This is a genomic window from Solibacillus silvestris (genome assembly GCF_051967575.1).
Taxonomy (GTDB): domain Bacteria; phylum Bacillota; class Bacilli; order Bacillales_A; family Planococcaceae; genus Solibacillus; species Solibacillus silvestris_B.
In genome coordinates, this window is the sequence record NZ_JBQCJW010000022.1 from 21,264 (window position 1) to 35,019 (window position 13,756).

Genomic DNA, 13,756 nt, shown 5'->3' on the forward strand with positions numbered 1-13,756 from the left:
TGAGTTCGAATGAATCGTAAAGCATTGAAACGTATCCCATTGCATAAGTTTTTAGATCTAAAAGTGGATTTTGCTTTCAAACAACTATTCGGCAGTGAACAAAACAAGAACATTACGATCGTCTTTTTAAACGCCATATTAGCACGTACTGGTCGTGATACGATTAAAGAAGTAATGTTTGCCAACCAAGAACTGGGCGGCCAATATTTAGATGATAAGCAATCACGTTTAGATATCGTCGTCCGCACGCAAAACAATGAACTCATCAATGTGGAAATGCAGCTGTCAAACCAAAACGATATGATGAAGCGCACAGTTTATTATTGGTCTCAGCTATTTACAAGTCAGCTCGAAAAGGGCAAGGGCTACCATACATTATTGCCGACCATTACTATTAATATTTGCGATTTTACATTATTCACCGCATCTGAGCATTATCATAGCACATATCATATTTATGAAGACCAAACCTTACAGCGACTTGCTGAAAAAGATGATATTTTAGAAATTCACTTCATTGAAATGACGAAATTTATTAAGGCATGGTATGCGGACGGGCTGAATCCATTCGATGATATTTTAGTTCGCTGGCTGCTGCTGCTGCTGCTCGGAATGATCGATGCGAGAAAACAGAAAGTGTACGATGACATTTATAAGGAACTGGAGGAATTGGCAATGAAAGATGAGCGACTAATTGAAGCCTTTACCGCCTGGGAGAACTTAAGTCAAACACCGGATACAATCATCGCCTATCAATCACACCTGAAAACGATTATTGATGAGGAAGCAAAGTTGGACTACGCGGAATATAAAGGGATTGAAAAGGGGCGGAAAGAAGGAATTAGGCAAGGGATTAAACAAGGACTGGAGCAAGGATTAGAGCAAGGATTAGAGCAAGGGAAAAAGGCGCAAGCTATTGAATCGGCAAAAGTGTTAATTGCGCAAAATATCCCGGATGAAGTAATTCGACAATCAACACAGTTAACAACTGAAGAGATTCATAAATTGAAATCAGAAATAAATGGTTAGTGATCGGCAGGAATCCCCAACTCTAAGTAAAGCATAGGTTCGGGTATTTCAAGAAATGATTGATAAAAACTGTATAATGACTTCAATCCAGCCCCTCATGCTGCTGACAAGGAGGGGCTTTTTGCATGAGATGCCATGTTTCGGATTACTCATAACATTCAACATGGAAAATTAACGATTCGTACTGCACTTCGCTCAATATAAAAAGGCGCCTATAGTAAGGCTATTGCTCGTAAAGCTTTGCCGGTATTGGATGAGCAATGGCAATAAAGTACACGCCCGGCCCCGCTTTATGATCAGCTGGCATTAAAAGATAGTGGTCATAGCATGAGGCAAATTGAAGATTATACAACCCGAACTGAAGATTAGAAATGGAATTTAGTATTTCCATTCAAACGAAGGAGAAAAGTCAATTCCCCTTATTTTCTAGAATAACTCAAATTCTCCTTATATTATCCGATATTTACTGTAATAACGCTTGTAAATTCAAGGAGGATGGGAAACATGCGTATTTCAGTAAATGCAAATGTAGATGTAGCGACAACGGCAAAAACAAAAACAATTACTCAAAATGTTGATAAATTGGCGAAGCAGGGAAGCGAAGCGTCTTATACAACAGCACAAAATTCTGCATCAGTTGAAAAAAGTATCGCTGCACCTCTAGATAATAGTGAGGAAACAAAACAAAAAGTGCAAGAAGCCGTTCATACGATGAATGAAATTTTAGAAGCCAACCACAACGCATCCAAATTTGTTTATCATGAGGGATTAGATCGTTACTATGTATCTGTAGTAAATCGAGACACAGACGAAGTGGTAAAAGAAATCCCTCCAAAAAAACTATTGGATGCTTTTTATGAAATGCAGAAGATGGTTGGAATGATTGTCGACGAAAAAATATAGCTAGTTGAAGTACGGAGTCTATCCATCCAATGATAGGCTCCGTTTATTTATGATTATTTAAAAATAAGGATTTTATATGAAATTATAATATTTGATGTCGATATTAAGAGTAATAATAGATTTTTGGAATATGAGGAGGAAATAGAATATGGTAATGCGAATTGGCGGTTTGGCATCAGGTATGGACATTGATGCATTAGTAGAAAAATTAATGAATGCTGAACGAGCACCGTTAAATAAATTGCAGCAAAAGAAAACAACGTATGAATGGCAGCGTGATGCTTATCGTTCAGTGAATACGAAGTTAAAAACATTTGATAAGTATATTGCGGATAATTTAGTTTTAAAAACATTAAACTCAAAAGCGGCTACGAGTTCTAACTCTAGTCTTGTAAGTGCAACTGCAACAGGTTCGGCTTCTGGGACGTTGTCGATTGAAGGGGTCTCACAGCTAGCAACTGCAGCAAAGGCTGTAGGAACGCAACAGCCTGTTACAAGTACGACGAAGCTTAGTTCATTATTTACCGGGAATATGCCGACGGAGCTAAAATTAGGCTCTATTAATGCCCAAGGGAAATTGGGAGAGGCTGTTTCCATTAACATTGATGAAAATACAACAATTGACCAATTTATTAAAAAAGTTAATTCGAGCAGCGCGGGCGTAAGTGCCGTATTTGAAAATGGACAGCTATCGATTACTGCTAAAAATACTGGGCGAGTAGCCACTGGAGAATCAGCAATCAGCATGGATGCGAAGGCTTCGGAAGTGTTTGGGAAGTTAGGTATTTCAATGAACCCACAGGATGTTTCAGGTATTAAAGAAGGACAAAATGCTCGATTTGTTGTGAATGGTATTGCAACGGAGCGTTCATCGAATGCTTTTTCTTTGAATGGTTATAATGTAACGCTTACTTCTACATTTAACGAAACGGATACACATAATAAATTTGGAACTAGTGCTATAAAAGTATTAGAAACAGCAAAATCCCAATTAGATATTACTTTTGATGCTTTAAAAACTGCCTATAATGTTAATTTGGATGGAATTACTTCAAATGAAGACAAATATACAAGTCTTGCAACAGCGTTAAACACGAAAATTGATGGTCAAAAAGATGATGTAAAGGATGCAGAAGCAGATTTAAAAACAGCTGGCAATGTATCTTTTGGTACACAAGATGCACAGAACTTCTTAAATATGCTAACGGAAGAACAAAAAACAAAATTTCAATCGAAAGCTTTATCAGAAAGTGAGATTACTGCGTTAAACTTAACGGAAGACCAAAAGAATGCTTATGATAGCTTGACTGATCAAGATAAAAAAAGTTTAACAAAAACTGCTGGAAAGGCTTTTAATTCACTTTCTGCAGATGCAAAGGCAGTTTTGAGTACAATGGCGTATGGCGATAATTTGGATTCAACGAATTTATCGGACGACGAGAAGACGATTTTATCTAATTTATCTGCAACTGAGCTGTCTGCCGTTAAAAATGTATACGATAAAAATGCTCAATTGACTAGTGCAAAACAAGAATTAAAAAATACGACAAATGATTTGAATGGTTTGAATGAAAAATATACAGCACTTCAAACTGCAGAAGCATCCGTTGCAAACTCTGCGAATGCACCTACACAAAATAATGTAGCGAGTTCTGTAAATTTATCATCCACTACAAACGTAGACGAAATGATGAATAAAATTAAAGAATTCGTCACAACGTACAACGGTCTGATCAAAGATTTAAATGACCAAACAAAAGAGGCGAAATACCGGGATTATGCCCCGTTAACAGCTGAGCAGAAAAAGGATATGGAAGAAAACGAAATTAAGCTATGGGAAGAAAAGGCGAAAAGCGGCTTGCTTCGAAATGATTCCTTAATTCGTGATGGTTTAGCAAATATGCGCTCACTTATTTATCAATCGAATCCTGGATTGGAAGGTTCTAAATACAATACTCTATTTAATATTGGCATTACGACATCGAAAAGCTATAATGACGGCGGAACGCTTGAAATTGATGAGGATAAATTAAGAAAAGCGATTGAGGAAGATCCAGATGCAGTAGAGCGATTATTCAAAAATAGCGAAGGCAAAAAAGATGATGTCGTAACTTATGTAGAAAATGGTGTTACAAAAACGAAAACAGTGGATACACGCGGCTACCTTTACCAGCTGCGTGATTCGATGAAAGCAATGGAAGTTAACATCGAGAAAAAAGCAGGCCGTTCTACGATGACGGACGCCCAATATTCAATTGGTAAAAGTCTAATAGACAATGAAAAGCGCATTGATACATGGCAAGCTAAGTTAAAAAATATCGAAGCCCGCTACTGGAAGCAATTCACGGCAATGGAGACGGCGATTAACAAAGCGAACCAGCAATCTTCAATGTTCATGCAAGGATAATATTTTTCGGGTGGCCTAAAAATGGATAATACACAAAAGCTTTTACAAATCTCGGCAAAGTTGTTTCAACATTTGACAAATATGCCTGAAGAAGAAAAACGCGATGAATATATTGCTAAAATTAACAGTTTATTAGACGAACGTGGTATACTTATGGAGCAAATGCAACATGAGCAATTTGTACTGGATCTGAAAAGTAATAAGTCGCATATTATGCTGGCCGAGCTGGATAAAGGTATCCGCGAGCGTTTGAATAATGTGATGAAAGTAATCCAAGATGACTTAAAAGACCTACAAAACGCCAAAAAGCATGAGCGGCAATATATAAATCCGTATGCGAGTGTTCAAGTTATGGATGGTCGCTACTATGACAAAAAGAATTAAGACAACTAGCTTCAAAAGGAGTGTTTTTGTTGACAGCACAAACAAATGCTTTCAATGCCTATAAACAAAACAGCGTGACAACTGCTTCCCCAGGTGAACTAACGCTAATGTTATATAACGGTTGCTTGAAGTTTTTAAACAAGGCGAAACAGGCAATCAATGAAAAGAATATTGAAGACCGAAATCATTTTATTCAGCGTTCCCAAGCGATTATTGCGGAATTGATGTCAACACTTAATATGAATATCGAAATTTCAAAACAAATGTTGCCATTATATGAATATATGTCTCGTCGCCTGACGGAAGCTAATATTAAAAACGACCCGGCAATCATCGAGGAAGTCGAAGGGTTGGTAACGGAATTCCGCGATACATGGAAAGAAGTCATCAAAATTACGCGCCAGCAGCAATATGGCAATTCTGGACAAGTGTGATCGCGAACGCAACTTCATTTAAGCAGGGTATAAATTTGTTAGCCTTTGAAAGCTGCTGAATTTCCACCACAAACAAAACCGCTATTAAAAGACTTGATTCTTTTAATAGCGGTTTTTGCATATAATAGAGGAATTACTAGATAGGAGCTTGTCGATGAATACTCAATTACAATTCCAGCAATGGACTGAACAATCATTATATAGAGAAGAGCTGTCTTCCCTCGTGGATGAAGCCGACATTCAAGATCGCTTCCACCAATATGTCGCATTCGGCACCGGGGGCATGCGCGGGAAACTGGGGGCGGGCACGAATCGCATGAACACGCACACGATCCGTCTTGCTGCTGAAGGGCTTGCACGTCAAATTGCGGCACAAGGGGAGATTGTGAAGGTGCGCGGTGTCGTCATTGCCTATGATACGCGCCATTTTTCGCGGCAATTTGCTTATGAAACGGCAGGGGTACTGGCGGCGCACGGCATCCAAAGCTATGTATTCACAAAAAGCCGTCCAACACCCGAGCTTAGTTTTGCAGTGCGCTATTTGGCGGCATATGCGGGTGTTGTCATTACGGCGAGCCATAATCCGAAACAGTACAACGGCTTCAAAGTTTATGGGGAGGACGGGGCGCAGTTGACGCCGCAATTTGCGGATGAGATTGTTTCATATATGAATGCGGTCGAGTCGATTTTTGATGTTCCGGCATTGTCGAAAGATGAGCTTTTAAGTTCTGGCTTCTGCACGGAAATATTGGAAAAGCTCGATGATGCCTATGCACAGGTGCTTCGGACATTGCAATCCGCCGAACCGGTAAATAAAGAGCTCGCGATTGTGTACACACCTCTGCACGGTTCTGGTTTGGAGCCGACTGTGCGCGGTTTGGGCGACTTTGGATTTAACAATGTGCATATTGTCGAACAGCAGGCGATTCAAGATGGGGATTTTCCGACGGTCGCTTACCCGAATCCGGAAGAGCCGGACGCATTTTCGCTTGCGATGCAGCTTGGGCAGAAAGTCGGCGCGGAAATTTTGCTCGCGACCGATCCGGATGCTGATCGGCTCGGTGTAGCTGTATTGGATGACGGGGAATATAGATTATTGACGGGCAATCAGCTCGGGGCGATGGTCTTCCATTATCTTCTCCAATCAAAGCCCGTTCCTGAAAATGCCGCTATGATCAAAACAATCGTGACATCCGAATTTGGTGCAGCCATTGCCGATCAATACGGCGTGACGACGATCAATACGCTGACCGGCTTCAAATATATCGCCGAGAAAATAGCGGAGTGGGAGCTTTCAAAAGAGCATACTTTCCTTTTTGGCTATGAGGAAAGCTACGGCTATTTGGCGGGTGACTTCGTGCGCGATAAAGACGCGGTGCAAATGGCATTATTGACTGCTGAGATGGCTGCCTACTACAAAGCGCAGCGAAAAACATTGAGCGATGTGCTGCACGAGCTTTATGAACAGTTTGGTTTTTATCAGGAGACACTCGTTTCGTTGACATTTGATGGAATCGAAGGACAGAAGAAAATAGCCTCGATCATGGAAAATGTTCGGAATAACCCTCCAGCTGCAATCGCCGGTTTAAACGTGCTGAAAGTGGAGGACTATGCACAGGGCGGGGTAAATGGATTGCCGGAAGCCGATGTTGTGAAATTCATATTGGAAAAGGACGCATGGATGTGCATCCGCCCCTCAGGAACAGAGCCGAAATGCAAGTTTTATATAGGGGGAAAACAGCCGACACTTGAACAAAGTGAAGTCTTGATTGAACGATTGCAGGAAGCGATTAAAACTTTATATTAAACATAGGGGAGCGTACATGTTGGGCGCTCCTTTATATCTTTGTAAATATGCCGTTAGCTTGGCGAATACGATAGTGTCCCATTCCTTACTTTAATATGCAATTTTTCAAAGAAAGGAGTCATAGGAGTTTAAATATTAAAAATGTTCAAAATAATGTTGTGATGGTGGCATCTTATGTATATAATGGTAATAATTCCTTTTTGCTAAAAATATGCAAACTGATATCAATGCAATATTTTTTGTGAATATAACGGTCAGCTTTCAACTATCCAATAAAGGGCAATCTGAAATTCATGAACATTTATAATAAGCCCGTTAAGAAAACGAAATGTCCAGCTTGATTTGGCTGAAATGTAAGTAAAACCATTCCACGATCACTGCCATCTATAAATTTATGTTCGCCTTTCTTGAATTTCAAGTTTGGAAAGGAAAATTTAATTCAATATTCGAGAAAAGCAAACGTTGACATTTTATTCTGTTGAAGAATTATGGAAATGGTTGAAATTAGAAATATTGAACCCCATGAACAAATACATCCCTAGAATGAAAAAATGAAAAGTTTAATATCGCTTATTTTAGTGTCTCATTAATAATTGCATAGGATAAAATATTATGCCGCAGCTATGTATTATTGGTGTGCAAATTTTCTATGGAAAAAATAGTGCAGTATTTTGCGGGAGTCGAAGAAATATCTTCATATGTTTGTTCTTCCGTAAAGGGGGTGAATGGCGATGTGAAAAATGAATATAGAAAACCCCAAGTGAAAGTCCTGGAAAGATAACACTTGGAGTTTGTCGGACCGGAGTATACCGGACTTATATCTAGTATACTCCTTTTTATTTCAGATGATAACTAAAAATTGAGAGGAGTATGAAAATGTACAAAAATTATTTGCTGGATGCATGTGTGCTAGAATCAAAATTTGATGCTATGAACAATCCATATACGACGGTGATTACTTCGAAAGGCACAAAAAGAATAAATTTAAGGCCGACTCAAATACTGGACATTGAATTAAAAGAAAACGGGTCCAGTATAAAAGGGGCAAAGGAAGCTGCAAAAGCATTGCTGAAAAATACTACGATGCTTCCGATTATTATACCGAGATATTCATTTTTTCACGTCTGGTTTTCGTCTGGATCAACTCGAAACCCTGTCTGCTATCATTTTGCGCTGCACCATGTTATCGATGCAATAGAAAATCCGTTATTGCCGAATTCAACAATTGTCCTGCTTCGTAATGGGCAGAAAATCCCGGTTTCCGTTAGTTTAAATCAATTTAACCGAAGATGGAACAACGCCTGCAAGTATTTTGTATTGGCGCTGTTCAGACAGTATGTAAGTTATACGCTTTATTCGAGAGCAGAAGAAAAAGTAGCTTTAAAGTGTGCAGAAATGAATGAAAATTATTCCATAAAACAAATGAAAGATTGGTGAAATATAAAAATCGTTTTCAAAGGAGAATAGGATGCGAATTTTAAACATTTACTTAATCAATGATAAAACGGTATGCATCGTTCCTTATGTCGCAGAAAATGGAAGCGTTTATACAGTAGTTATCGAAGAAGAGCATATGACAATTGTGGGAGAATGTCCATCCGCCTTAATAGAAGAAAGTAAATGCTTTTACAGCAGCCCTCCATTCGGTTGCTCCATTAAGCGCAGGTGGGGGAGCATAGTTAAAGTGAATGAAAAACAAATTCAAGCGCAATTTGAATTTACGAAGAAATATATGAAATAGCAGCAGCCTTTCACTCATCATTTGGTGAGTGTTTTTTTATGGATAATCACAATAAAACTTTGGACTGTCCATTTTCGGAGAATGTAATTTTTCATTTTGTATTTTAAACTATTCTCTATACTTTGATTACGTATATGTAGTTGTGTATAAGTGAAACTATGAAGCGCGGTATTCTGTTGATTGTGGGTGTGAGGATTAAATGAGGATTATATTTTCTTAAGCAAGCCGACAGAGCGCCTCGTACATGAAGTTGGGGACGAAATCAATGAAGACATCCCCTTCCTCCCATGCCCAAGCCCCTCCTATGCAAAAATTGACCGTATGTGAAGGAATTTTACACAAGAGTGTGCGCACGACCTATACTTTTATCAGATTGGTAAAAATTTGTAGTCATTTCGTAATGGTTTTGAAGGCATATTTTTTTCTTGAAATAGCAATTAAGCACATAGACAATTAATGGTATATTGCATGTATAATGGGGTATAGAAGTGGCAGAAATAATTTGTGTCAGGAGGAACAAAGGTGGAATTTAAACGGAATGAAGGATTTCGTTTTACTTTTGGTGTGCCGGTTGCAGCGAAATATACAGTATTGATCGATGGTAAACCGGAGGACCTAGAAGCGACGAAGCATCCTTGTGAAATTATAGATATTAGCCCGCGCGGCATGAAAATGTTTTCTTATCATGGAATTGGTGAAAATACTAATCATCTGGTGCAGCTTGAAATACAATTCATTTTGGATGAAGTATTGATCAAAGCAATTGGTGAAATCGTCTGGAAGAAAAAATACGGCGAGAAATTCCAATACGGTCTGATTTTTGAGGACCAGCCGGCGATTGAAGAATTGATTGTAAGCGAATTAAAAATACGCCGGAAAAAAGAAGTCGGCCGCCGATAAGTCTTTTGCTTGAAATAATATTTTTGCAGTTTCCAGTCGATGTTTTTTCCTATCGATAAATAGGACAAAATGTCGAAAAATGAAAAAAGTTTCAAGAAGCAACAGGAGTTTTTTTCGGAATGTAGAATTAACTAAGTATAGCCGTAATGAAGGAGGAGTTCACATGCTAAACTTTAACATTCGTGGTGAGAATATTGAGGTAACTCCAGCGATTCGTGATTATGTGGAAACAAAAATTGAAAAGGTTGAACGTTATTTCAATGGTAATGTAGACGCGAACGCCAATGTCAATTTAAAAGTTTATAATGATAAACAAACAAAAGTTGAAGTAACGATTCCGATGAAGAATTTGACGCTGCGGGCAGAGGAGCGCCATAATGACATGTATGCTGCTGTTGACTTAATTGTCGACAAGCTGGAGCGTCAAATCCGTAAACATAAAACAAAAGTAAATCGCAAATTCCGCGATCGAGAAGGCACTGGTATATATTTTGCCAATGTAACAACACAAGCGGAGGCAAATGGGGAATCTTCGGATGAGGAATACTCAATTGTCCGTACAAAGCAATTTGACCTGAAGCCGATGGATCAAGAGGAAGCGATTTTACAAATGAACATGCTAGGCCATGATTTCTACATTTATACAGATGCCGAATCAGACGGTACGAACATCGTTTATAAACGTAAAGACGGAAAATACGGCTTAATCGAAACAAATTAAATCACCTTATTCATATCGGATTGCCTGCAACGGGCAGTCCGTTTTTTTGTGGGGACAGGGAGTTTATGAAGATTTTCAACTTACTCAAAACTCATATTGCCGGCAGTCCATTTGCACCACTGCCCTATAAGGTGGTAAAATATAGTTTGAGACTATTTATTGGGAAGTGACCAATTCGATGGCAAACATATTAAATAAATTATTTGATTTCAATAAAAAAGAAGTAAAGCGTTTAGAAAAGATTGCGGATAAGGTGGAGGCATTGGCCGGGCAGTATGAAAGTCTTTCCGATGATGCATTAAAAGCGAAAACGGAAGAATTCAAAGACCGCTATCAAAAGGGCGAAACTGTGGATGCTTTACTGCCTGAAGCATTTGCGACAATCCGCGAAGCATCGCGCCGTGTACTTGGCATGTATCCATTCCGTGTCCAAATTATGGGTGCGGCCGCTTTAAACGAAGGAAATATCGCCGAGATGAAAACCGGTGAAGGTAAAACATTAACATCCACAATGTCGGTTTATTTAAATGCGCTTACAGGCAAGGGCGTTCATGTCGTGACGGTGAACGAGTATTTGGCGAGCCGTGACGCGACAGAAATGGGCGAATTGTATAATTGGCTAGGCTTAACGGTTGGCCTGAACTTGAACAGTCTTTCAAAGGATCAAAAGCGTGAAGCATATGATGCGGATATTACATATTCGACGAACAATGAGCTGGGCTTTGACTATTTGCGCGACAATATGGTGCTTTATAAAGAAGACCGTGTACAGCGTCCGTTATATTATGCGGTAATCGATGAGGTCGACTCGATTTTGATCGATGAAGCGCGTACACCGCTGATCATTTCAGGACAAGCAGGAAAGTCGGCACAGCTATATGTGCAATCAAATGCCTTTGTCCGTATGTTAAAGCAAGAGGAAGATTACAACTATGAAGAGTCGACAAAAGGCGTAACGCTTACAGAGCAAGGGATTGAAAAGGCTGAGCGTGCATTTGGAATCGACAACTTATTCGATTTGGCGCATGTACGGTTAAACCATGCAATTAACCAAAGCTTGAAGGCACATGCATCGATGCATCTTGATGTGGACTATGTTGTGCAAGATGGTGAAATTGTAATCGTTGATGGCTTTACAGGTCGTTTAATGAAAGGTCGTCGTTATTCAGATGGTCTTCATCAAGCAATTGAAGCTAAAGAAGGTTTGGATATCCAAAATGAATCGATGACAATGGCGACTGTTACATTCCAAAACTATTTCCGTATGTATGAGAAATTGTCTGGTATGACAGGGACGGCGAAAACCGAGGAAGAGGAATTCCGCAATATTTATAATATGCAGGTTGTGGCGATTCCTACGAATAAGCCGATTGCGCGTGATGACCGCCCAGACCTTATTTATGCATCGATGGAAGGGAAGTTCAAAGCAGTTGCTGAAGATATTGCCGAACGTCATCGTGCAGGCCAGCCAGTATTGGTCGGTACGGTAGCAATCGAAACATCTGAGATTATTTCAAAATATTTAACGAAATTCAAAATCCCGCATAATGTGCTAAATGCGAAAAACCATGAGCGCGAGGCGGAAATTATTTTAAATGCCGGTCAAAAGGGCGCTGTAACGATTGCGACAAATATGGCCGGTCGTGGTACAGATATTAAGCCTGGTGAAGGTGTGCTTGAAATTGGCGGTTTAGCGGTAATCGGTACAGAGCGCCATGAATCGCGCCGTATCGACAATCAGCTTCGTGGTCGCTCTGGTCGTCAAGGGAATCCAGGGGTAACGCAATTTTATCTTTCATTGGAAGATGATTTAATGCGCCGTTTCGGTTCTGATAATATGAAGTCCATGATGACAAAGCTTGGGATGGATGATTCACAGCCAATCCAATCACGCATGGTTTCAAAAGCGGTGGAATCTGCGCAAAAACGTGTTGAAGGCAATAACTTCGATGCGCGTAAACGTCTATTGCAATATGATGATGTACTGCGCCAGCAGCGTGAAGTCATTTACAAAGAGCGTGAAGAAGTTCTGGATTCCGACAATATGCGTGCATTGGTGGAGTCGATGATTTCGCAGGCAATCGAAAATGCAGTGGCTCTTCATACACAAGGCGAGAAAGAGAATTGGACATTGGATGCTTTGGAAGACTATATCGCGGCAAATCTTTTAGATGAAGGCGATATTGCAAAAGAGCAGCTTGAGGATAAATCACCTGAAGAAATGATTGCCCTTATCTCGGAAAATGTGGATGCACGCTACAACGAAAAAGAAGAAGCGATGACGCCGGAGCGTATGCGCGAATTCGAAAAGGTTATTTTACTGCGTACGATCGATACGAAATGGATTGACCATATTGATGCGATGGACCAATTGCGTCAAGGAATCCATCTGCGTGCATATGGCCAAAATGATCCATTGCGCGAATACCAGCAGGAAGGTTTCGCGATGTTTGAGGATATGGTTGCGGCGGTTCGTGAAGATGTAGCGAAATATGCGATGAAAGCAGAAATCCGCAGCAATCTTCAACGTGAGGAAGTCGCAAAAGGCCAAGCAGTGAACCCGAAAGAAGAAGGTGCGGCAAAACCGAAGAAAATGCCTGCGCGCAAAGCCGAAAACATCGGACGCAATGACCCATGTCCATGCGGAAGCGGCAAAAAATACAAGTCTTGCCATGGCGTAGGACAATAAAGCAGTGAAACCGAGGTCATTGAAACTATGCTCAATGACCCGGTTTGTTTTTTGGAAGGATCATTTCAAGAAGAAGCGAAGAGGAATTTTGGCGGGAATGTAATAGTTGGTTGCAGCAGGTGGCTGGAAGCGATGCAAAGTCTTAGGGAAGTTTGAAACTTACTGAAGGAACAGAGCCTAATCTTACCGGTTGGGGAATCCGGCAAGTCCTCATTTGGAGAAATAACCGGAGAAATTCCTCTTTATTTAACCTGTGATGAGGGCTGCTCTGCAAATAACCGGAAAAACGAGAGTGTCGATTAACTCTGTTTTGAAATTTTAATCAATTTAAATTCAGCAAGTGAACACTTTTAATTGTTAATTATCTTGTATATTCCACTTGTTTTTGTGGTTAATTTGATTTTAGTTGCTTTAGTTTACCCAAATTTTTTTGGCTACCAATGTAAAATCCAATTAATCGACAGTCTCAAAACTCCCCTTATTTAACCTGAAATGAGGGACTTTCCGTAAATAACCGGAAAAACTCCGCCTATTTTGAAAAAGAAAGGGAAATTAGCCGAAATAACGGGAGAAATTCCGCCTATTGATCCGAAAAACAGGAAAATAGGGGATTTTTCAATGAATAAGCGGAAAATTTCCCCTTATTTAACCTGAAATGAGGGAATTTCCGTAAATAACCGGAAAAACTCCGCCTATTTTGAAAAAGAAAGGGAAATTAGCCGAAATAACGGGAGAAATTCC

Annotated in this window: 11 protein-coding genes; all 11 read left to right on the plus strand. The window is 39.9% G+C overall.

Annotated features, from left to right (window positions below; translation table 11 throughout):
* Positions 1-9 precede the first annotated feature (9 nt).
* The 11 genes from ACTHOQ_RS13140 to secA all read left to right on the plus strand — a co-directional run bounded on the left by ACTHOQ_RS13140 (position 10) and on the right by secA (position 13,015).
* A complete protein-coding gene (locus tag ACTHOQ_RS13140) occupies positions 10-1,029 on the plus strand; it encodes an Rpn family recombination-promoting nuclease/putative transposase (protein ID WP_440496603.1) in 1,020 nt (339 codons plus the stop codon).
* Positions 1,030-1,533: 504 nt separating this feature from the next.
* On the plus strand, positions 1,534-1,932 hold the full coding sequence (locus ACTHOQ_RS13145) for a flagellar protein FlaG (protein ID WP_440496604.1): 399 nt from the start codon (positions 1,534-1,536) through the stop codon (positions 1,930-1,932).
* Positions 1,933-2,080: 148 nt separating this feature from the next.
* Entirely contained in the window at positions 2,081-4,339 is a 2,259-nt protein-coding gene (gene fliD, locus ACTHOQ_RS13150; protein WP_440496605.1) for a flagellar filament capping protein FliD, read from the plus strand.
* Between the two features lie 21 nt (positions 4,340-4,360).
* Positions 4,361-4,723, plus strand: coding sequence for a flagellar protein FliT (fliT, locus tag ACTHOQ_RS13155; RefSeq protein WP_440496606.1), 363 nt, complete (start codon positions 4,361-4,363; stop codon positions 4,721-4,723).
* Between the two features lie 29 nt (positions 4,724-4,752).
* On the plus strand, positions 4,753-5,157 hold the full coding sequence (gene fliS, locus ACTHOQ_RS13160; protein ID WP_440496607.1) for a flagellar export chaperone FliS: 405 nt from the start codon (positions 4,753-4,755) through the stop codon (positions 5,155-5,157).
* Between the two features lie 154 nt (positions 5,158-5,311).
* Complete coding sequence (locus tag ACTHOQ_RS13165) at positions 5,312-6,964, plus strand: phospho-sugar mutase (protein WP_440496608.1); 1,653 nt, start codon at positions 5,312-5,314, stop codon at positions 6,962-6,964.
* Between the two features lie 876 nt (positions 6,965-7,840).
* Positions 7,841-8,401, plus strand: coding sequence for a competence protein ComK (locus ACTHOQ_RS13170; protein WP_440496609.1), 561 nt, complete (start codon positions 7,841-7,843; stop codon positions 8,399-8,401).
* Positions 8,402-8,432: 31 nt separating this feature from the next.
* Positions 8,433-8,705 (plus strand): competence protein ComK, encoded by a 273-nt coding sequence (locus tag ACTHOQ_RS13175; RefSeq protein ID WP_440496610.1) that lies wholly within the window; start codon positions 8,433-8,435, stop codon positions 8,703-8,705.
* 522 nt (positions 8,706-9,227) lie between these two features.
* Positions 9,228-9,605 carry a PilZ domain-containing protein gene (locus ACTHOQ_RS13180; RefSeq protein WP_440496611.1) on the plus strand — a complete coding sequence of 126 codons (378 nt, stop codon included), beginning with the start codon at positions 9,228-9,230 and terminating at the stop codon, positions 9,603-9,605.
* Between the two features lie 163 nt (positions 9,606-9,768).
* Complete coding sequence (hpf, locus tag ACTHOQ_RS13185) at positions 9,769-10,326, plus strand: ribosome hibernation-promoting factor, HPF/YfiA family (RefSeq protein ID WP_440496612.1); 558 nt, start codon at positions 9,769-9,771, stop codon at positions 10,324-10,326.
* A gap of 178 nt (positions 10,327-10,504) precedes the next feature.
* The gene (gene secA / locus ACTHOQ_RS13190; protein ID WP_440496613.1) at positions 10,505-13,015 is read left to right on the plus strand and encodes a preprotein translocase subunit SecA; all 2,511 of its coding nucleotides are present in this window, start codon (positions 10,505-10,507) and stop codon (positions 13,013-13,015) included.
* Positions 13,016-13,756: the final 741 nt, after the last annotated feature.

Bases quoted from the DNA above. Each gene is read 5' to 3' on its own strand.
- ACTHOQ_RS13145 (WP_440496604.1), top strand. From the start codon at position 1,534: ATGCGTATTTCAGTAAATGCAAATGTAGATGTAGCGACAACGGCAAAA.
- hpf (WP_440496612.1), top strand. From the start codon at position 9,769: ATGCTAAACTTTAACATTCGTGGTGAGAATATTGAGGTAACTCCAGCG.
- fliD (WP_440496605.1), top strand. From the start codon at position 2,081: ATGGTAATGCGAATTGGCGGTTTGGCATCAGGTATGGACATTGATGCA.
- secA (WP_440496613.1), top strand. From the start codon at position 10,505: ATGGCAAACATATTAAATAAATTATTTGATTTCAATAAAAAAGAAGTA.
- ACTHOQ_RS13165 (WP_440496608.1), top strand. From the start codon at position 5,312: ATGAATACTCAATTACAATTCCAGCAATGGACTGAACAATCATTATAT.
- ACTHOQ_RS13140 (WP_440496603.1), top strand. From the start codon at position 10: ATGAATCGTAAAGCATTGAAACGTATCCCATTGCATAAGTTTTTAGAT.
- fliT (WP_440496606.1), top strand. From the start codon at position 4,361: ATGGATAATACACAAAAGCTTTTACAAATCTCGGCAAAGTTGTTTCAA.
- ACTHOQ_RS13170 (WP_440496609.1), top strand. From the start codon at position 7,841: ATGTACAAAAATTATTTGCTGGATGCATGTGTGCTAGAATCAAAATTT.
- ACTHOQ_RS13175 (WP_440496610.1), top strand. From the start codon at position 8,433: ATGCGAATTTTAAACATTTACTTAATCAATGATAAAACGGTATGCATC.